Source organism: Paenibacillus sp. TSM33 (assembly GCF_056099025.1).
The window spans coordinates 284,185-306,311 of sequence record NZ_JBLZXB010000010.1; the positions used below are offsets into that span (position 1 = coordinate 284,185).

General features: G+C 47.0%; 14 protein-coding genes. 10 read left to right on the forward strand and 4 right to left on the reverse strand.

The genetic code is table 11. The annotated features are described in order from the left end of the window. The first annotated feature begins 34 nt into the window (after positions 1-34). The 7 genes from ACN6NF_RS05185 (at position 35) to ACN6NF_RS05215 (ending at position 10,999) form a co-directional block, all read left to right on the forward strand. Positions 35-3,292 (forward strand): GH32 C-terminal domain-containing protein, encoded by a 3,258-nt coding sequence (locus tag ACN6NF_RS05185; RefSeq protein WP_474315768.1) that lies wholly within the window; start codon positions 35-37, stop codon positions 3,290-3,292. 231 nt (positions 3,293-3,523) lie between these two features. After that, positions 3,524-5,260 carry an ABC transporter ATP-binding protein gene (locus tag ACN6NF_RS05190; RefSeq protein ID WP_474317510.1) on the forward strand — a complete coding sequence of 579 codons (1,737 nt, stop codon included), beginning with the start codon at positions 3,524-3,526 and terminating at the stop codon, positions 5,258-5,260. Next, complete coding sequence (locus ACN6NF_RS05195) at positions 5,241-7,079, forward strand: ABC transporter ATP-binding protein (RefSeq protein ID WP_474315771.1); 1,839 nt, start codon at positions 5,241-5,243, stop codon at positions 7,077-7,079. The genes ACN6NF_RS05190 and ACN6NF_RS05195 overlap by 20 nt, the downstream gene beginning before the upstream one ends. 250 nt (positions 7,080-7,329) lie before the next feature. After that, positions 7,330-7,986: a DJ-1/PfpI family protein gene (locus ACN6NF_RS05200; protein ID WP_474315774.1), complete on the forward strand. Its 657-nt coding sequence runs from the start codon at positions 7,330-7,332 to the stop codon at positions 7,984-7,986. A gap of 143 nt (positions 7,987-8,129) precedes the next feature. After that, positions 8,130-9,329 carry an MFS transporter gene (locus ACN6NF_RS05205; RefSeq protein WP_474315776.1) on the forward strand — a complete coding sequence of 400 codons (1,200 nt, stop codon included), beginning with the start codon at positions 8,130-8,132 and terminating at the stop codon, positions 9,327-9,329. Further along, the gene (locus ACN6NF_RS05210) at positions 9,322-9,978 is read left to right on the forward strand and encodes a TetR/AcrR family transcriptional regulator (RefSeq protein ID WP_474315779.1); all 657 of its coding nucleotides are present in this window, start codon (positions 9,322-9,324) and stop codon (positions 9,976-9,978) included. Before ACN6NF_RS05205 ends, ACN6NF_RS05210 begins: the two co-directional genes overlap by 8 nt. A 109-nt stretch (positions 9,979-10,087) precedes the next feature. Then, positions 10,088-10,999, forward strand: a complete 912-nt coding sequence (locus tag ACN6NF_RS05215; RefSeq protein WP_474315781.1) for a helix-turn-helix domain-containing protein — start codon at positions 10,088-10,090, stop codon at positions 10,997-10,999. A 105-nt stretch (positions 11,000-11,104) separates the two neighbouring features. Here the strand turns inward: ACN6NF_RS05215 and ACN6NF_RS05220 are convergent, their stop codons facing one another. From ACN6NF_RS05220 to ACN6NF_RS05235, 4 genes are all read right to left on the reverse strand, one after another. Continuing rightward, on the reverse strand, positions 11,105-12,505 hold the full coding sequence (locus ACN6NF_RS05220) for a sugar porter family MFS transporter (protein WP_474315784.1): 1,401 nt from the start codon (positions 12,503-12,505) through the stop codon (positions 11,105-11,107). A gap of 224 nt (positions 12,506-12,729) precedes the next feature. After that, entirely contained in the window at positions 12,730-14,070 is a 1,341-nt protein-coding gene (locus ACN6NF_RS05225; protein ID WP_474315786.1) for a response regulator, read from the reverse strand. Beyond that, entirely contained in the window at positions 14,045-15,490 is a 1,446-nt protein-coding gene (locus tag ACN6NF_RS05230; protein WP_474315789.1) for a sensor histidine kinase, read from the reverse strand. The genes ACN6NF_RS05225 and ACN6NF_RS05230 overlap by 26 nt, the downstream gene beginning before the upstream one ends. Continuing rightward, positions 15,487-16,485, reverse strand: coding sequence for a substrate-binding domain-containing protein (locus ACN6NF_RS05235; protein WP_474315791.1), 999 nt, complete (start codon positions 16,483-16,485; stop codon positions 15,487-15,489). The genes ACN6NF_RS05230 and ACN6NF_RS05235 overlap by 4 nt, the downstream gene beginning before the upstream one ends. 218 nt (positions 16,486-16,703) lie before the next feature. Here ACN6NF_RS05235 and melA point away from each other — a divergent pair, with 218 nt between their 5' ends. The 3 genes from melA to ACN6NF_RS05250 all read left to right on the forward strand — a co-directional run bounded on the left by melA (position 16,704) and on the right by ACN6NF_RS05250 (position 22,070). Continuing rightward, a complete protein-coding gene (gene melA / locus ACN6NF_RS05240; protein WP_474317512.1) occupies positions 16,704-18,218 on the forward strand; it encodes an alpha-galactosidase in 1,515 nt (504 codons plus the stop codon). Between the two features lie 588 nt (positions 18,219-18,806). Next, positions 18,807-20,960, forward strand: a complete 2,154-nt coding sequence (locus ACN6NF_RS05245) for a glycoside hydrolase family 6 protein (protein WP_474315794.1) — start codon at positions 18,807-18,809, stop codon at positions 20,958-20,960. A 174-nt stretch (positions 20,961-21,134) separates the two neighbouring features. Next, positions 21,135-22,070 (forward strand): nucleoside hydrolase, encoded by a 936-nt coding sequence (locus ACN6NF_RS05250; protein ID WP_474315796.1) that lies wholly within the window; start codon positions 21,135-21,137, stop codon positions 22,068-22,070. Positions 22,071-22,127 lie beyond the last annotated feature (57 nt).

Sequence of the window (22,127 nt, forward strand, 5' to 3'; positions counted from 1 at the left end):
TTCATAATCCGTACTGGAAGGTAGGAAATTGGCGATGAGGATAGAGCTCACAAACACCCGCACGAATTTGACGAACTGGCAGATTAAAGGGCAGGGACACATAGAAAATAACATCCAGGGACTTTTGCTGAGGTCAGAGCCACAGGAAAATGTGATGGCTATGTCTGGAACTACATCGCAGGATTTTAATTTTGAAGCGGATGTGATGGTCACAGACATACAGGCAGACGCTACCCTAGTATTCCGTTCCAGTGAGGATGGATGGTCTTCCTATATGCTTCAAATCGTGCCGTCCGCCGGATTATTGCGGTTGCGCGATGCTGCCGGTGATCTCGAAAGACTGAAAGAGGAACGGCCAGTAAAATTACAAAAAGGAGATATTTATCATTTCAAGGTGAAGGTGGAAGGCTCTCATCTTAAAGTGTACTGGGATGAAGGGTATAGCCCGATTATAGATGTGGTTGATACGACGTATGCATCAGGATATTTGGGACTGAATGTCTGGAATGGGTCGGCATTATTTCAGAACATTCAAGTCAGTGATATGGATACGAATGTAGATGAACCGCTCTTGATCCGTGGAAAATGGCAACCGGACCTCAAAGGGCAAAAAGCTGAGGGAACAAGTTCTGAAGGAGCATTGAAAATATTTAGTACGACAGCTGCCGACCTGGTCATGGAAGGCAGTGTGACGCTGAATCCTTCTGAACCGGGAATGGAAGCAGGACTATTTTTCAGAGGGAATCCGAAGGGAACAGAGGGATATGTTGCTTCTGTGCAAGGTGAGGGTCAGCAGGTTCGAGTACATCTGAGAAAGGCGAATGGAGCGTTGGTTACAAGCTCGGTCATGGCATATCCGAATACATCGAGCAGTAAATATAGTCTGGAAATCATCGCACACGGAGAGCGGATTTGCGTGTTTGTAGATGGCTACACGCCTGCGGCGATTGACATTGTGGATAACAGTTATTCCAGTGGTTTTATAGGTATGAAGGCAACTGGCGGAACGGCCTATTTTCAGGATTTCTACCTTTCCTCTGTCTCGAATTACTATACAGAAAAATATCGCCCGCAATATCATTATTCCCCTGCCAGAGGTTCGGCAAGCGATCCCAACGGACTAGTATATTTCGAGGGGGAATATCATCTATTCCATCAGGATGGTGGACAATGGGCACATGCGGTCAGTCTGGATTTGCTGCATTGGAAAAGGCTTCCCTTTGCATTAAAGTGGAATGATTTGGGCCATATCTGGTCCGGCTCGGTTGTAGCTGATCTCACCAATACTTCCGGCTTGTTCAGCGACTATGGCGGGAAAGGGCTGATTGCTTATTACACCTCCTATAATCCCGATCAGCCCAAAGGAAACCAAAGAATTGGCCTTGCTTACAGCACAGACCGAGGACGGACATGGCAATACTCAGAAGAACGTCCGATTGTAATTGAGAATCCGGGCCAAAATGAAAACGATCCTGGCAACTGGGATTTTCGTGATCCGAAAGTGGTATGGGATGAAGCGCATCAGCGCTGGATTATGGTCGTGTCGGGAGGTGACCATATCCGCTTCTTTACCTCCGCTAACCTATTAGATTGGAGCTGGACGGATAATTTTGGCTATGGCGATTATATACGGGGTGGCGTATGGGAGTGTCCTGATTTATTCCCGCTTCCGGTAGACGAGGGCAACACCTCTAAGTGGGTGCTGATGATTAGCACTGGAGCCAGCACGAACACTCAAGGCTCGGATGCGGAATATTTTATCGGTGAACTGACGTCTGATGGCAAATTTCAAAATGATCTTCCGCCGGGAAAGGTGTTGAGAACCGATTGGGGCAAGGAATTCTATGCCTCGATGTCCTTCTCCAATATGCCCGGCGGGCGGCGTATCATGCTGGCATGGATGACGAATTGGGACTACCCGTTCAGCTTTCCGACTTCGCCCTGGAAGGGGCAGTTCAGCATCCCGAGAGAGTTATCGCTAAAAACAACCCGTGAGGGCATCCGCTTAATACAGCATCCTATATCCGAACTGACTTCGCTGCGTTCCCATTTATGTTCACTAGACCATGAGCGTATCGCGGAATCTTCTCCGAATATACTGGAAGGCTTGAAAGCGGGTGCCTATGAGATTGAAGCGGAGTTCGAATTCCCTTCCGTTGGGATGGCATCGACTTTTGGGTTTTACGTACGGGCAGGCGGTGAACAAAGAACGACAATCGGCTATAAAACAGATGTACAACAGATGTTTGTAAACCGTGCTGATTCAGGGCTTGCCGATTTCTCTCCCCTGTTTTCAACGTTTCATGAAGCATTGCTGGCACCCGTCGGGAATCGGATTCAAATGCGTATATTTGTGGATGAATCCTCAGTTGAGGTGTTTGGTAATCATGGGGAAGTCGTATTTTCTGATCTCATTTTTCCAGATTCGGCGCGTAGAGGGATGAGCTTCTATACCCAAGGTGGTGAAGTAAAAGTTGTTTCTCTTCATGTGTATGCGCTACGCAATAGCTGGAGGGTTACAGAGGCTTCACCCATCAGACTGATGATGGATTACACTCAGCTGGAGTTTGCGGAAGGACAGTCGAAACGTCTGTATGCGAGTGTGGAGGACCATTCCGGGAGAAAAGGACATTTGCTGAATTGGGAATCCAGCAATCCCGCAGTCGTCAAGGTGATCGTGTCAAATGAGGGTAGCGCGATCGTTGAGGCACTTTCCCTTGGAGAAGCCGTTGTTACAGCCTCCCTCCCGGGAGATACGGTAAGAGCAAGTACCTCTGTTACCGTACACGGCGGTATGTTTTATACCAACCTTTCAGGTTGGAAGCCGGATGTCTCTGCATCCCGCTGGATGGTGACGGCAGATGGTATGCGCGGAAGCTATATCAGCGATGCGAATTATATGGCTTCTGAGCAGGCGGAAGATTTTACGTATGAGGCTGATATGAAGCTGAATGGAAATGGGAGCGCTGGTTCCATGATTTTCCGTGCCAATGCTGACGGATCGAGTGGCTATTATTTGAATTTGGACCCGAACATGACATCCATTCGTCTTTTTTATAAAAAAGAGGGGCGATTCGAGGAGCAGCAAGTGCTGGCCAAGGTTCCAAGATTTGTACTGCCGGGAGTAACCTATCACATCAAAATCCAAGCAGAAGGATTACGCCTTCGTATAGAGATAGATGATGAACAGGTGATTGACTTGGAAGATGGTACGTTTGCCGAAGGGCATTTTGGTATCAATGTATTTGGAGGGCAGGCTTTTTACCAACATGTAAGCGTCAAGGAAAGTTAACTTGAATTTGTGGTTCAGAAGGAGAGCTGTATTTTACAAGCTCTCTTTTTTGCGTCTTTTTTAGCCGGAGCCTGTAATTTGCTGGTTAAACGAAAACCCTCAGGAGGGTATAATAAAATATAGTGCATATAAAGTGCGTATATATGGTGCTACAGCAGGTTTTGATTGATATAACCATTAGACGCTGATCTGGAAGGACGGCTAAGGGCCATTGGAGGAATACTTGTGGGCATGATGTTCGCTTTTCTAAAAAAATATCGGGTTCCAGCCATCGCGGCGCTTGTGATGATGCTGCTGGAACTGGCGGTAGAGTTATCGCAGCCGTTTTTAATCTCCAAAATCATAGATGAGGGCATTCGACAGCAGGATTTGCCCGTCGTCTGGTTATGGGGCGGTGTACTGGTGGGCAGTGTCGTTATCGCTTTTATGGCCGGGATATCTAGCTCCTTTTTTGCTTCACATGCAAGTCAGGGTTTTGGCTATGATGTGCGGGAAAAGCTGTATCAAAAGGTGCAATCCTTTTCTTATCCGGTGTTCAAACGGTTTGCTACTTCGTCGCTGATTACGCGCTTGACGGGAGATGTCACGCAAGTACAAGATACGGTATTTATGAGCTTGCGATTTATGACACGAGTTCCGTTGGTGGTGATCGGCAGTATTGTGATGGCTTTGGTTGTCCATTTTAGGCTTGGGCTGTTACTGGCGGTTATGGCCCCAGTGCTGTTCATATTTGTGCTGGTAATGATGCGGAGGACTGTCACTTTGTTTAAAAGTGTCCAGCGACGCTTGGATGACGTTAATGGAGTAATTCAGGAGAATCTGACAGGCATTCGGCTTATCCGGGTTTTTGTGCGGATGCAGCATGAAATTGAACGTTTTGCTCATTACGGAAGTGAATTGATGAAAGGGACGGTGTTCGCTCTACGCTGGACAGAAACGACGATGCCGTTCATTTTGTTTACGATGAATGCAGGGATTATTGCAGTACTTTGGTTTGGGCGCGGCCAAATTTCTACTGGAGATGCCAGTGTAGGACAGGTGGTAGCAGTCGTCAATTATTCCCTGCGGACGATTGGAGCTTTGTCTGCCTTATCTGGTATCGTTGTGGTATTTTCCCGGGCAACTGCATCTACAGGGCGGATTCGAGAGGTTTTGGAAACACCTAATGAAGAAGGACGCGAGCTGGAGACTGTTCCCACACAGGACACACGAATTGAGGGACAAGTGGAAATGGATCGGGTGAGCTTTCATTATCCGGGCAGTGATTTGGCTGTGTTAAAGGATATATCCTTTAAGGCACGACCGGGTGAGCGGATCGCTATTATGGGAGCTACTGGTTCGGGCAAATCCTCACTTGTACAGTTGATTACACGTCTGTATGAAGAAGATGCAGGTCATGTACGCTTTGACGGAAAGGACGCTCGTCAAATGGATGGCTCCATACTACGTGAGGCGATTGGCTACGTCCCCCAAGAGGTGCTGCTATTTACCGGCTCGATTCGGGATAATATTGCCTGGGGGCTAGAGCATGCCAGTCTGGAGCAGATTCAGGAAGCCGCGCGCATGGCACAAATCCATCATATGATTGAACGCTTGCCACAAGGCTATGACACCATGCTCGGACAGCGTGGTGTTAATCTGTCCGGCGGACAGAAGCAGCGGCTGTCGATTGCCCGCGCATTGGTGCGTCAGCCGGCAGTGCTGATTCTGGACGACAGCACAAGTGCGCTGGATGTGGGGACGGAAACCGCATTGCTGAATGCACTCGATGGCCTGTCCTGTACGACATTTCTCATCACGCAGAAGATCAGTTCAACTGCATCAGCAGATCAGATTTTACTGCTGGATGAGGGGCGTCTGATAGCTAGTGGAGACCATGAACATCTCATGAATAGCTCAGAACTGTATCGACGTATCTATGAATCACAATACGGAAAGGAGGAGTCGCATGCTCAAGGAACTCATTGAACCGTTCCGTCAGCCTACGCCGGAATCCGGTGTGCTGCGAAACCCGGCAGGTGCTGAGGGGCGAAGCAAGGCCAAAGCGAAGAACTGGTCTGGCACGGTAGGGCGAATATGGGCTTATCTGGCCCGTCGCAAGGCCAAGCTAATGCTGGTCCTATTCATGGTGTTGCTCAGCTCAGGGCTGTCGCTGCTGGCTCCATATCTGGTCGGTGTAGCGGTGGATGATTTTCTCGAAGGTCCGGGTGGGCGTACATGGATTTATTTCCTCGTCGGATTAGGGGCTGTATATCTGCTGAACTCGCTGACCTCCTGGCTGCAAAACATCTGGATGATTGAGATTGCCCAAGAGACAGTATACCGCATGCGTTTCGATCTGTTTTCACATTTGCATCGACTCCCCATTCCTTTCTATGGCAAACGTCAGCAGGGAGAAATCATGAGTCGTATAACCAATGATATTGAAAATGTCAGTTCTACGCTGAACAGCTCGGCTATTCAGATTTTCTCAAGCATATTGACACTAATGGGTACACTCACAGTGATGCTGTGGTTAAGCCCGCTAATGACTCTGCTAACCTTTATCGTAGTGCCATTAATGGCAGCCGGGATGCGCTGGATTACACGCCGCACCGGGCCTTTATATAAGGAACGGCAGAAGAACTTGGGCGAACTGAACGGATACATCGAAGAAACGCTGTCCGGTCAGCAGATTATTAAAGCATTTTCACAGGAAAAAAGAGTCATCCGTGGTTTTCGTGAGCGTAATGACCGCATTCGGCTGTCGGGCTTCTGGGCGCAAACGATTTCTGGCTTTATCCCCAAGCTGATGAATGGACTGAATAATCTCAGCTTTGCCATTGTAGCAGGGATCGGTGGAATTTTGGCCATTCGCGGCTCGATTACGATAGGGACGATTATCGTATTTGTAGAGTATGCCCGCCAGTTCACGAGACCGCTGAACGATTTGGCAAACCAGTGGAATACACTATTGTCCGCCATTGCCGGAGCTGAGCGCGTATTTGAAATATTGGACGAAGATGAAGAGTCCAAGGATGAACGCGGCGCAGTAAAGCTGAAGCATGTGGAGGGAGCTGTGCAGTTTACGGATGTTTCCTTTGGTTATGATGAGGGAAGCGCTACGCTGGAAGCCATCTCTTTTGAAGCTAAACCTGGTGAGATGATCGCGCTCGTCGGTCCGACTGGAGCAGGAAAAACGACACTGATCCAGCTCCTTTCCAGGTTCTATAGCCCAGACAAGGGAACGATTACGCTGGATGGGCGCGACATTACGACCATAGAGCGTGAAAGCTTGCGCTCCCGTATGGCGTTTGTGCTACAGGACACCTTCCTGTTTCAGGGGACTATTCGTGAAAATATCCGCTTCGGCAGGCTGGATGCCACTGATGAGGAGGTTGAACAAGCATCGAAACTGGCTAACGCCCACTCCTTTATCATGCGGATGAAGGACGGGTACGACAAGGTGCTGGAAGCGAACGGCAGCGGCATCAGTCAAGGGCAAAAGCAGCTGCTGGCGATTGCTCGTGCGATTTTGGCCAACCCTTCTATTCTGGTACTCGACGAGGCGACCAGCAGTATCGACACCATTACCGAGATGAAAATCCAGGAAGGACTGGAGCGGCTCATGCAGGGGCGGACAAGTTTTGTTATTGCGCATCGGTTGAATACCATTCGTCAGGCTGACCGGATTTTGGTCTTAAAGGAAGGCCGTCTGGACGAGCAGGGCTCCCATGAGGAGTTGCTGGCTTACAAAGGCTTTTATAGTGATTTATATTATGGTCAGTTGAGAAAACAAAGCTCATAAGCAGATTTGATCAACAGATTTACATGCATATTTAGAAAGGGCTACCGTGGGGTAGTCCTTTTTAAGTATGTCTTTTTACAGGTACGTATAATTAAAGACTTAACATAGATATTGCCCAATCCGTATTTGTGATCAGAGATGTTTGAAATGGAGATACTTACTGATTTCATATTTAATATACCCATACCCCGTATATGTATGTTAACATAGGCGTGTAACCATAAAATTCTACCTTAAAGGAGATATCATCATGAAAGTCGCAATCATGCTTTTCGATGGAATCACAGCATTAGATGCAATAGGTCCATATGATGTATTTGCCGCTACATTGAAATGTGAAGTGAAGTTTGTCGCTAAGAAAAAGGGATTAGTCAAACTGGACTCAAACATGGGTTATTTGCATGCCGATTACAGTTTTTCTGAAGTATCGTCAGCTGACATTCTTGTTGTTCCAGGTTGCAGTCCGCCAAATTATAAAACTCCAATGAATGACGAAGAAACATTAAATTGGATTCGCCAAGTACATGAAACTACAAAATGGACCACATCGGTTTGTAATGGCTCTCTGATTTTAAGCGCCGCAGGCTTGCTAGATGGAGTCATAGCCACCAGTCACTGGGGTTCCTTAGATCTGCTCCGATCTCTTGGAGCCATTCCAACAGATGAGAGAGTGGTCCTTCAGGGCAAAATCGTTACAGCAGCCGGTGTCTCCTCTGGTATTGACATGGCACTCCAGCTAATCGCATGGGAACTGGGCGAAGATATGAGTAAGGGAGTCCAGTTGATTTTGGAATACGATCCTCAGCCTCCGTTTGACACCGGTTCACCTAAGAAAGCACCTGCTATATTGGTAGAACAAATAAGAGGTATGCTACAAGAGTTTGCAAAACGGGAGCCTCATGTGTAAATCCAGCATCAAAAGGTCTCTTTCCGTATGAGCTTGGCTCAACTAGGTATGTATTTTTATTTACAATGGCCCCTATTTCAACTAATATGGTTTACACATAGTAAAGAGTTACATTGTGTAAACAATTGGAGGGGGCTACAACCATGAGCAGCTTACCTAAGTCTGCTACATTTCCACTTTTTATTTTGATGCTGAATCTGTTTATTGCTTTACTGGGTCAAGGCATGGTGATTCCCATTCTGCCTGAATATCTGAAACAATTTAATGCGGCAGGAGCTGCTGCAGGGTATCTTATTGCCGCTTTTGGAGCGGCACAGTTTATTTTTTCACCTCTAGGTGGTCAGCTTTCGGATAGATACGGGCGAAAATCAATGATCATCATCGGTCTATTTTTAACCGTCATTTCGGATCTCATGTTTGCTGTATCTACGGCATTGCCCCTTCTGTATATTGCCAGGTTTATTGGGGGGATGGGTATTGGATTAATGGTTCCTTCCAATATGGCCTACATTGCTGACATTACTACTCCTGAAACGCGCGCTAAAGGAATGGGGTACTTGGGTGCTTCCATGAATTTGGGAATGGTACTTGGTCCAGGGTTAGGCGGTATGATTGCTGAGTTGGGTATTAGGGTACCCTATTTTTTTGCTGGTGGGCTTGGACTTGTAGCAACGCTGCTTAGCTTATATATGCCAGAGACACTCCCCAAAGAACAACGAAAACCTGTTGGACAATGGGGCCGTAGGGAGCCCATTCGAAAGCAAATCCTGAATTCATTTCGGACGTCCTATTTTCGTTATCTTCTCCTCATATTGATTATGACATTAGGTTTGATGAATTACGAAACGGTATATGCTCTTTTTGTGGAACGAAAATACGGTTTTGATGCCACTAAAATCTCAATGATCATTACGGTTGGTGCCATCATAGGCATTGTGGTGCAAATATGGTTACTTGATTATCTCATCAAGAGACTTGGCGAGATGAAGCTCATACGCATCTCTTTGGTCATGACTGCCATAGCTTTACTTTTAATGATCATTAAAATCAATTTAGGTTATCTGCTGGTGGTATCGGCTCTGTTTTTTGCCTTTAATGCTTTCTTAAGGCCAACAGTAAGTACAATGATCGCCAACTCGGCTGGAGATCGTCAAGGATATGCTGCCGGACTGAATACGACGTATACCAGCCTAGGCAATATATTGGGGCCTATTTTAGCGGGTTTGTTGTTTGACAAACACATTCATATTCCTTATATTTTTGGTGCACTAATCCTTGCATCTGCCCTTTTCTTAACCTTTCAAACATCAAAAAATGAGAAACGGATGGTTGCTAATGACTGAGAACTGGCACCAAAATTTGAAAAACAAAAATCGGGAAGAACTCATTGCGTCTGCGAAGGAACTTTTTATGAAGCAGAGCTTTCTCAAAGTGAATATTAAGGATGTATGCCATGTGGCTGGTGTAAGTCGGGTTACATTCTATAAGCATTTTCAGTCTATGAACGAACTGATTTTTGAGGTCCAAATGGAGATCCTTGAGAGCATGACCGATTTTGTTAGAAGAGCACCTTCAGCCGACATGAATGGTAAGCAGATGCTTACTTCGATGCTTGATGCATGGATTGATTATGCGAGGCGACACCCGGAATATATCAAGTTTATTTTGTTATTTGATCTGCATTACGAAGCTTATGATTCAGATCATGAACTCAAAGAAAAGTACAATAATTTTATTAGTCGAGGAAAGGAACGACATTTCCTGATAGCTGCTCTGGAAGCCGGAATCCAAGATGGATCCTTAAAGTCGGATGATGAATCCTTAAAGACTGCTCATTTTATCTTCACGTCTATGATGGCGTTACTCCAGAAAATGAGTTTGACTTCCAAGGAAGATTGGAATAGCGAATTTCAGGATATAAACATTGCTAACCGATTTGTAGGGATGCTGGTTCAATATTTAAGTACAGAAAGTGATGAATCCTCTGTTTAAGACAGGTGGACACCATAGAATAACACGGCTCAGTCTGCTAAACTGTGGAAATAGAACGGGTACATATACGTTGTCATATTAGCCTTATTTATTTCGCGGAGGTGCGGGGATGAACGGAAGTCTGTTTGAGCCAGGACTGCGGGACGGGGATTATATTCCCCGTTTTTTTGCTTACTATTACAAGCAATGGCGTGACTATACGATGTCTTACCACGATCATCATTCCACTGAAATTATGTATATGATTTCTGGCTTGTGCAGGGTAGATGTACAAACTGGAAAGAATACGGAGGAAAGCATTACGCTGCGCAAAGGCGAGTTTATTATGTTGGACGCAGGCGTCCCGCATCGGTTGGTGGTGGAAGGAGAACAACCGTGCCGGATGCTGAATGTAGAGTTTGGCTTTAAGGAAGGGGTGAGGGTAGGACCGTCTATCCAACAAATAGCAGCGGAGGAGCAGGAAGTCACAGCCTTTATGTCACGTCCATTCCCGTATTTGGTACTATCCGACCTGGAAGAGGTATACTATGCGCTGAAAAGTCTCGTGCTGGAGCTCGATCAACGAAAAGAACAACCGGGTGCCATGGCAGAAATGCTTTTTATGCAATTACTCGTACGAATTGCGCGTCTACGGGAAGAGGCAGAGCGCAGCAATACACAGCAAACAGATATGTACGTTAAGCGATGCATTGAATTTCTCCATCTGAACTATGACCGGGATATTGCAGTCAAGGACATGGCCGCAGCCGTCAATTTGCATCCGGGGTATTTGCATCGAATTTTCAAAAAACATACAGGGCTAACGCTTACCGCGTATTTAACGATGCTACGAATGGACAAAGCCCGTATGCTGCTTCAACAAACGGACATTCCTATTCAAGAAATTGCCGATTATGTAGGTGTAGCCAGCAGACAGTATTTCCACATGTTGTTTAAAAAGCACACAGGCAAAACTCCTGTTGAATACCGCACCGCCGTCGAGCGAGATGTGAGGAATTATGCAGAGGAGGATGGGGACTAAAAAGAAGCCTCTGAACCATTGCCGATTTAGGTCGGTATGAATTCAGAGGTTGTATGATTTCAAGCATTATAAAACGTATCGGGCTTCTTGAAAGCTAAAGTTGGATTATTTTCCGAGCCACATATTTTCCATCTGTTCAAGCGATCTCCCCTTGGTTTCGGGAACCTTACGCCATATAAAGACTACGACGAACAACGAGATGGCTCCGAATATCCAGAAGGTATTGGACGGACCGGCTGAACTCAGCAGAGGAGGGAATGCCTGGGAGACCAGATAATCGCCGGCCCATAAGGCCATCGAAGCAATGGCGACAGCTTTGCCGCGAATGCGGTTCGGAAAGATCTCCGAGATCATGACCCATACAATTGGCCCAAGCGATATAGCGTAGGAGGCCACGTAGATCAATATCATGATAAGCACGAGCGGTCCAGTGGTTAGACCCATTTTGAATGCGGCTCCAATAATGATCAAGCAGAGGGTCATCAAAGAGGTACCGATCATCATCAGCACTTTTCGTCCCGCTTTGTCGATCAGCCATACGGATACGATGGTAAACAACACATTGATCAACCCGATCCAGATGGTCTGGGTCAAAGAAGCGTCCGTACCGAGTCCCATTCCTTTAAAGATGACCGGTGCATAATACAAAATGGCATTGATGCCGGTAATATGCTGCATAATGGCGAGCATGATACCGATAAAGAGAGCGATTTGAATACCAGGCGCGAACAATTGTTTAAATGAGTTGTTTTCATTTTTGAACGATTCCTTGATATCACGCACTTCCTGCTTAGCGGCTTCTTCACCGTGAATTTTCAGCAGAATCGGCAACGCTTCATAAGGTCGATTCTGTTTGATAAGCCATCTCGGGCTTTCGGGTATGAAGAGCATCAAGAGCATAAAGATCAGTCCCGGAACAGCTCCCACTCCGAACATCCAGCGCCAGGCTGTTGAGACACCCCAGGCTTCATCCCCCAAGCTAACGATCCATGAATTTTGAAAATAAACCAGGAAAATGCCCGTTACGATCGCCAGCTGATTTAAAGCAACCAAACGGCCACGGTATTTGGCGGGAGCGATCTCTGCGTTATACACCGGACAAATGGTGGAAGTGATTCCTATGCCGACGCCGCCGATCATGCGAAAGATAACATATCCGGTGAACGTATCTTGAATTGCAGAGCAGATCGAGCCGATGACGAATAAAAATCCAGCGGCCAGCAATACCTTTTTTCGGCCGATCCTTTCACTCATGTAGCCGGAGAGAGCCGCCCCCGTGATACTTCCTACAATCAGACTCGACACCGCCCAACCAACCTGAAATTCGCTCAGCGAAAAACGCTGCTGTAGGAATTCAACTGCTCCCGAAACTACCGCGATATCAAAACCGAACAGTATGCCTCCAAGCGCAGCTACGATGGATACCAGCGTCACAAAAAGCATATTGGGTTTTTCTGATTGAAGCGCTTTCTGTTGAGCGCTTTCATTATGGATGATTACTCCCATATGATCATCTCCCCTCCAGATTCCTAGAACCTCATTCCGTTCTTCGAGGAGAAGTATAACATGCGCTTATAAAAGAAAGGCCGGTGATCGTCTTCAATAAACGGACCTTTTCCCGCACGATTTTGGCTTCGGTTTCCGAATTGGAGACGGAGGGGCTAAATCTAGCATTACCTTGTCATTCGAGCTTAAAAAAATCCATGCCGATGGTCGGCATGGAGGAAGCTCTACGATTTTTGGCCTTTGAACTCCGTGGGAGGAACGCCTGTTATCTTCTTAAAGACACGGCTAAAATAGTTAGGATCCTTATAACCCACTTCAAAGCTGATTTCCTTCAGGGCAAGGTTTCCCTCCTTGATCAGGGAAATAGCTTTATCAATCCGTAGCCGGGTTACGAAGTCGATGAACGTCTCTCCGTATTCCTGTTTAAAAATTTTACTGAAGTAGTGAGGATTCAAGTGGACGAAATCAGCCACTTCTTCCAGTGAAAGATCATCGTTAAACCGTTCCTCAATATACATTTTTGCTCTGCCCAGCATAGTCAGTGTTTGAACCTCCCGCTGTTCGCGTATTCGTTGTAATGCTGACATGACGTACGTCTGCTGAAGCATTCCATTCTCCTCTTTGACGGCAAGTACAGAGGCGTTTCCAGCTTCTGACGACTTCAGTTCATCAAAGTGGCAGTAACCTCCATCGCGCTTGCGTAGAGTGGAGGCAAAAACGGCTTCGAAATAGGACTTGCGGAGTCCTTCCTCGCCGCTATGCAGCGAGCCGATTCCAATAGCCGTTTTTATGCCAAATTGCTGCTGGGCCAGCTCGGAGAGTTGCTGAACAAGATGCTTAATCAGCTGTTGCCAGTCGTTTTCGCTGGTGGCAGGCGGCTTTTGTAAAAAAGTGGCCACATGATGGTCGATCAGGGAGCTCACAATGGAATTGGGACCATGTGTTTTTACATAGCTTCGGAAATGATCGTAAATTTTCTTTTTGTCCTGCTCGTCTGCATATCCTTCAAAGGCAGCAATGATGGCGCTTCCCTGATCAAGAGGAAAGTCCAGCCATTCCGACAGTTGAGAAGCGCTCGAATCCACCGTCTGGTCGACCATAAGCATTAAAGCCAGCTCATTTTCTGCGAGCGGCATCAGCTGTGAGATTTTGTGCCTAAGCTCCAATTTTTCCGTGCGTGCTCGCTTCTCGCATTCAATTTCTTCAATCAGTCGTTTCAGTGTACTGATGATTAGTTCTCGCTTCGCCGGCTTCAGAATATATTCTTTTACGCCCAAAGAGAGTGCCTCACGTGCATAAGCAAAATAATCGTAGGCAGTAACGAGCACGAAGCGGGTATCAGGAAGGCGCTCCTTTAATTCACGAAGCGCTCCAAGTCCGTCGATTCCGGGCATATTGATATCCAGAATGGCAATATGGGGACGGTGCTCTTCTGCGGATTCGATCGCCATGCGTCCGTTGTCGGCATGAATAAACCGAAATACCCCCGGCATCGCCCGTTCCACTATCAATTCCAGGCCTTCTCTTTCCAAAGCCTCGTCATCCGCGATCAACAACCGATACATTCGTTTGCTCACTCTCCTTCTTGACTGGAATTTGTATTGTTATGGTAGTGCCTCGTCCAGTATTGCTACTGATTTCAACCATTCCTTCCTTTCCGTAGAATAACTGCAGTCGCCTAAACACATTCTGCATTCCAAGTCCTGTTGAACTGCCGCTTTCGGCTCCGCCTTCAAGACGGAGCACGGACAGTCGGGTTTCCTCTGTCATGCCCTTTCCGTTGTCCGAAATTTCAATTTGCACATTCTCGCCCGCTCTCGACAGCGTTAATGTGATAATGGCTCCGTGTTCCATATCTGCCACACCATGAAGAAAAGCGTTTTCAATAAACGGCTGGATCGTCAAGGCCGGAATTTGCTGCTGAAGTACGGAAGCGTCAAAGTGAAGATCAAAGCGAATTCTGTCCCGGAAGCGCGCCTGCTGGATGGTTACGTATTCGCTTATATGATCCAGTTCCTCCTGAAGCGTTACGGGCTTGTCCAGCTTTTGCAGACTGTACCGTAGCAGATTAGACAGCGAAACGATTAGGTCGCTGGTCTTCTCCGCCCCTTCCAGGATCGCCAGTTTGGAGAGCACATTTAAGGTATTGAACAAAAAGTGCGGGTTAATTTGATTTTGCAGGGCCAGAAGCTCTAGCTCCTTTACAAGCCGCCGCATTTCCAGACTCTGTTTATCCTTTTCGATAAGAATGCTCAAATCAGCGGACATTTGCGAGATGGCGTCTGACAGTACGCCCAGTTCGTCATCCCGTCGCGGCTGGGGCTTGATATTCAGATCGCCTGTAGCGATTCGCTTCGCCAGTCCGACAAGTCTGCCGACAGGACCAGTAATACTGCGAGAGACCCAGATGGCAAGCAAAACCCCCATCAGCGCGTTCATGCCGAACAACGCCACTCCCAAGCCGTTCATTTGCTCATTCTTGTTCCGAATGTTTTCGATGAGTGGCCGGTAATAAGCCAGTTCAGCATCGATCAGTCGCTGGCCCTCCTCATGAATATAGCCGACGTTTTTCTCCGCTTCAATATAATGTTCAAAAGCCGATTGAGGATCTTGTGCCTTTGCATCCAGAACTGCAGCTTGTTTCTGTTCAAGAAACGTGGCTAACAGATTCATGTAGTCCTCCTCGGCAAAAGAAGGATCAGTCGAGTCGGAGACTTTCTGGATTCTGCCTTTCAGCTGTTTCAATTGGTATTCTGTCGGGCCCTGCACACCCTTGTCGTCTCTTGGATTGAGCAGATAGGCATATAGGAGATTTAAGTTGCTCTCCGCCGATTCGGAGGTTTGCTCGATAAGAAGAATTCGGCCAAGCATTTCATCGTAGCTCTGTTGTACGACCTTTCCGCTTTGGAATACAAAATAAGCGATGATATTGGCGAACACAACTAGAAGAGGGATGAACAGAAGTAGTTTCGTTCTGATCGTCATCGTCTGTCATCTCCGGACATGTTGTCGGGAGCGTCCGCATGCACTTCATACACCCTGGTGTATGTTAATTCCTGGGGATCATGTCCCTTTAGATAATCATTCAGCAATTTTATCGCCTTAGCCCCCATTTCCATTGGCTGTTGAACAAGGGTCAGCTCGATTTTGTGATCTTTGATAGCTTTCAACGTCTCGGTCATATCGTCAAAAGCGAAAATTTGCAAGTTCTGCGCTCCGCGTCGTTCCGAGGCTTCCAGAATGCCAAGGCCGTCCAGTGCACTGAATCCGACCATGTAGCGAATCTGCGGAGAATGAGTGAGCATGTTCTGAGCTTGCTGGGCTGCCTGAAGACGTGAAATGTTGGAGGAGCGAATCTCCACAATGCGGAGCTTGGGATAGCGGTTAATCACGGAACGAAATCCCGCAAGCCTGAGCCGCTGATTCTCGACGCGCTCGCTGCTGATCATAACTCCAATGTCGCCACGCTCCCCAGAGGCCTTCGCCAACAGTGTACCCATCTGTTTTCCTGCTCCTTCGTTATCCGTTCCGACGTAAGCCAGCCTTCGGGAGTCCGGCTCATCTGTATCGATCGTGATGACAGGGATGCCAAGTCCAGCCGCTTTATCGATTAATCGGCGATATTCTGGATCATTTATCCCTTGAACCAGAATCGCATCCGCCTTGGCGGCGATCGCTTTATCCAGCAGTTTGATCTGCTCGGATGGATTAATACGGTCCGGTCCGATATAATCGAGCCTCATACCGTACTGGTCCGCTTCCTTTCGAGCTCCTTGTTCAATGGACCGCCAGTAATAATTGTCCAACTCTTGCGATATCAATACCACTTTTGTGTCGGAGCCCCTGTCATTTGGTGAAACCGTCTTCAATTGTTCTGCAAATTGGTGAATTTGAAGAGAAGACAGAGTGAATTGAAAGAGCAGCCAGGCAAATAGCAGGAAGACGGGGATAAGGATAAATGTCCATTTACGGTTTGACATGTCTTGCTCCTTTGGGAATATTTAAAGACACAACTCATTATACAGTAAACAAAAGAAGCGCACGCAGCTTCGTCAGCGGCAAGCAGCATCTGTTGATGCGAAAGTTAGGATTTTTGACACCTAATTACGAATCTGGTCATGATTTTGATAACGCTTTCCATTGGCATGTTGCTACAATGACGGTATATTACAATTCTAATTACCGGAGGTTGAATGCCGTGTCATTTAAAGTAGCTTTTATTGGAGCAGGAAGCATCGGTTTTACCCGTGGAATTTTGCGAGATCTGTTATCAGTACCGGAGTTTAACGATATTGAAGTAGCTTTTACGGACATCAGTCAGCACAATCTGGATATGGTTACTGAACTGTGTCAACGGGATATTCGTGAGAATGGCTTGTCCATACAAATACAGTCCTCTACGGATCGAAAGGTAGCTCTAAAGGATGCCAAATACGTCATTTGTACAATCCGTGTCGGAGGTCTGGAGGCCTTTGCGACCGATGTGGATATTCCGTTAAAATACGGTGTGGATCAATGCGTGGGCGATACATTATGTGCAGGAGGCATCATGTATGGTCAGCGTGGTATCGCTGAAATGCTGGAGATTTGCAAGGATATCCGCGAGTTAAGTGCACCGGATGTGCTGCTGCTGAACTACTCAAACCCGATGGCGATGATGACCTGGGCCTGCAACAAGTACGGCGGCGTGCGTACGGTTGGTCTATGTCACGGCGTCCAGAATGGACATCACCAAATTGCCGAGGCGTATGGTCTGGAGAAGCAGGATGTGGACATTGTATGCGCCGGAATCAATCACCAAACATGGTACATTCAGGCCTCACATAAGGGCAAGGATCTGACAGCCGGATTGCTGGAGGCTTTTGAACAACACCCTGAATTTAGCCGCACCGAAAAGGTACGTATCGATATGCTTCGTCGTTTTGGCTATTACAGCACAGAGTCGAATGGTCATCTCAGTGAATATGTGCCTTGGTATCGCAAGCGTCCGAATGAAATTGTGGACTGGATTGAATTAGGAAACTGGATCAACGGAGAAACAGGCGGCTATCTGCGTGTATGTACGGAAGGACGCAACTGGTTTGAAACAGATTTCCCCAACTGGATGAAGGAAGACCCACTGGAGTACAAGGAGGAGAGTCGCGGTGAAGAGCACGGCTCATACATTATCGAAGGGCTGGAAACAGGACGTGTATACCGGGGACATTTTAATGTCATTAATCATGGTGTAATTTCCAACTTGCCGGACGATGCGATTATTGAAGCCCCTGGATATGTGGATCGGAATGGCATTTCCATGCCGCATGTTGGAGAACTGCCACTCGGTCCTGCTGCCGTGTGCAATGTTAGTATTTCCGTTCAGCGTTTGGCTGTCGAAGCGGCTGTACATGGAGATGATAAGCTGCTGCGCCAAGCGTTTATGATGGACCCGCTAGTTGGCGCGGTGTGTAATCCGAAAGAAATTTGGCAGATGGTCGATGAGATGCTAGTGGCACAGGAAGCATGGTTGCCGCAATATAGAGCAGCGATTGCCGAAGCGCGCCAACGTTTGGTTGCAGGCGATCTGATTCCAACCCGATCTTATGAGGGAGCAGCACGACTTAAGGTGAAGACGGTTGAAGAAATGCAGCTGGATCGGGATGCCGCCAATAAAAATGCAGGACAATCTGACAAAGGCAAGGATCGTGAAAAAGTACAGAACAGCAATGCTTAACAGCTACTTGATACTATTGCAGTAACGCTCATTCCATGGACCTGCTTATGAGCAAAGATAGATTGAACAACAATAAAGGGGTGTTTTCATGGCCGTAGGCCTGAAACATCCTTTTTTGCTGTCGATAGGTTTAACGATAGGCATAGATAGCAGCCGACAGTTTATCATTGTCGATTTGGGCTGACGGAAATTAAAGAATACAGTCTTGTTTTTTATGAATCCACTCTTTTACTGTCGACTCTGAATCTCCTGAGAGCTTGTCATAACAGGGAAGTTCAACAAAGGATAGAACCGATCTCAGAAAAAGAGAGACCATGCCGAACGGGTGGTGTGGCAATTCATATGCCTAATTAATAATTGTAGTCCTTAATTTATTCAATTTACAGCAGATTTCCAGCTCACTATAATCTAACATAGGAGGTGACAAAAAGGGGAAAATGTGAGCGCATGGACAAATAGAAAGCGCTTACCTTTTGCAACTATGAACGCTACTTTTTCTAGGTAGAGAGAGTAGACGTAACACACATTTAATCATATAACAATCAGGTGCCGACATAGGAAGATTCAACAAAATCTACGGAAAGATAGGTGAAGCAATTGAAAACAAAGCAAGTGCTTCGTAAAGGAATGAAGTATGCTTTTGCGCTATCACTCGTCGCAAGCAGCTTTCTACCAGGTGCAGGATTTACGGATAAAATACATGCAGAATCCCATGTCGATAATCCTTACCAAGGAGCGACAAAATACGTTAACCCTGATTATGCGGCTAGTGTCGACACATCAATTGCCAAGGTTACGGATGCGGACCTGAAGGCAAAAATGCAAACGGTCAAAACATTCCCGACAGCCGTTTGGCTTGATCGTATTGCTGCTATTAACGGCAGTGGAGGCAAGCTTGGCTTGGAAGCACATTTGGACCAAGTATTGGCGCAAAAGAAAGGCAACACACCGATTACGGCGGAATTCATTGTGTATGATCTGCCCGGACGGGATTGTCATGCCTTGGCTTCCAATGGTGAATTGCCGCTGACCCAGGCAGGTCTGGAAACCTATAAAAAGGATTATATTGACAAAATAGCTTCTATTTTTGCAAATCCCAAATATAAGGATATTCGCATCGTAGCGATCATTGAACCGGATAGTTTGCCAAATCTGGTCACCAATCTCGATGATCCGAAATGTGCGCAAGCCAAGTCCACAGGGATTTATGAAGCTGGCGTTAAATACACAATGAATAAGCTGAACGAGATTCCTAACGTGTACAAATACGTAGATATCGGTCACTCCGGTTGGTTAGGATGGGATAACAACCGTTCAGCAACGGTATCTCTGTTTACAACTATTTTCAAAGATACTAGCAAAGGTCTGGCCAGTGTAGATGGCTTTATCACGAATACAGCCAATACTTCACCGCTGACAGAACCTAATTTGCCTGATCCAAACCTGAATATCGGCGGACAACCGATCAAATCGTCCAAGTACTACGAGTGGAATCCTAATTTCGATGAATCGGATTTCGCAGAGTCACTGCATAGAGATTTTGTCAATGCAGGCTGGCCAAGCTCGCTCGGCATGTTAATTGATACAGGCCGTAATGGATGGGGAGGACCTAACCGTCCGACTTCCGCAGTCGGCAATGATATTAACTCCTATGTAAACTCAGGTCGTGTAGACAAACGCTCACACCGTGGTAACTGGTGTAATAACAGCGGAGCAGGTATGGGAACGCCGCCACAAACGGCTCCAGCTGGCCATATCGATGCCTATGTCTGGGCGAAACCTCCGGGTGATTCCGATGGTTCCAGCTCACTCATCCCGAACGATGAGGGTAAAGGCTTTGACCGTATGTGTGATCCTACCTATACAACCAAGGACGGCACATTAACAGATGCTTTGCCGAATGCACCTATTTCAGGAGCTTGGTTCCATGATCAGTTTGTAATGCTGGTACAAAATGCGTACCCTGCAATCGTGCCTTCCACTGGTAGTGTAGACCCAGCTCCTACTGCTCCAGCTGTACCTTCAGGCTTAAAGGCTGCTGTGGGTAATGCACAAGTAACGCTGACTTGGAATGCGTCTACTGGTGCCGACAGCTACACGGTAAAACGTGCGACTAGCGAAGCAGGTCCTTTTACAACCGTTGCGCCTCTTGTAACGGAAAGAGAGTACACGGATAAGGGGCTGACGAACGGAACAACTTACTTCTATGTTGTAAGTGCTACGAATGCGAAAGGAACAAGTAAGGATTCTGCAACGGTAAGCGCTGAGCCAAAAGGTACACCGACAGATCCAACGAATCCTACAGATCCAACGGGTGATCTGGTTGTAATGTATCGTGCCGGGGACACGGATCCAGCGAATAACGCTGCCAAGCCTTTCTTTAATCTGAAAAATAAAGGGACAACACCAGTGAAGCTGAGTGAGCTGAAAATCCGCTATTACTTCACGAAAGATGGCAGCCAAGAGCTACAATCTGCGGTAGACTGGGCGCAAGTAGGTAATGATAATGTGCTGCGCACCATTAAAGACAACTATATTGAAATTGGATTCAGTGCGGCTGCCGGGACGCTTGCTGCTGGAGCACAAACAGGTGATATTCAGATCCGCATGAACAATAGCGACTGGTCTAATCTGAACGAATCCAATGACTACTCCTTCGATCCAACCAAAACTTCTTATGCAGAATGGAACAAAGTAACATTGTTCCACAACGATAAGCTGGTATGGGGAATCGAGCCTTAGGAATTGGGAGAATGTGTGTGCTTGAGCAATTGAAAAGTGAAGAAAAAAGGCTACGGCATAACTGCTGTAGCCTTTTTTTAACGTCTTTAAATAAAGAATTCGATGACCAAGGGAATAAGCATTCAAATTGTGTATAATGAAAAAAAGAATGCTGTTCTACTGTGGAGGACTATCATGAGCAAAAAGTTAATCTTAGATGTAGATACTGGCATTGACGATGCGCTTGCTATTGCGTACGCGGTCCATTCGCCGGAATTGGAGCTACTCGGTATTACAACCACCTTTGGCAACATCTCGGTGGAGGAGGCAACACGCAACTCACTGATCCTGCTAGAAAAACTGGAGGGAGAGGCTCCGGTCGTGTCGGGCGCTCACAAGCCGTATGCCCGAGAGCTGTTCAAGCCGTATTCCCGTCATATTCATGGTGAAGACGGCATTGGTAACCAGCTCAAAGGAGCGCCGTCCCGTCAGGCAGCGTCTGGAGATGCGGCTGATTTTATCATTGGACAGGCTCGTCGCTATGAAGGCAAGCTTATTCTGGTAGCTGTGGGACCGCTGACCAATCTAGCGATTGCTCTGGATCGCTGTCCGGAATTGCCTCAATTACTGGACCGCCTCATTATCATGGGCGGCGCAGTCACGGTGAAAGGCAATGTAACGCCGACGGCAGAAGCGAATATTTATGCTGACCCAGAAGCAGCAGCCTATGTGCTTGGAGCAGGCTTTCCACTTACACTCGTTGGACTGGACGTTACCATGCAGACACTGCTTCCCCAGCAGGAAGTGGACAAGTGGCGTGAGCAAGGGACTGAGCTTGCCATGTTTATGGCGGATATGACCGACTTTTATATGGAAGCCTATCGCCATTTCAGACCTGGTATTGCAGGCTGTGCATTGCATGATCCATTAGCCGTAGGGTTAGCTATTGACCCTAGTTTTGTGGAGACGCGTCCAATGCACATTGCCGTTGAGGTGGGAGATTCCGCCGAGGTTGGCCGCACCCGTGAAGTGCAAAATGAGAGTGAAGCTCAAGCGCTGACTACGGTTGATGTGGCACTTAAAGTAGACGCTGAGCGATTTTTGCGTCATTTTCTTAGCCGGGTGGTATAAAAAAATAATCTAAAGATTGCCGATGAACCTGCATCGGCAATCTTTTGTGCATACATG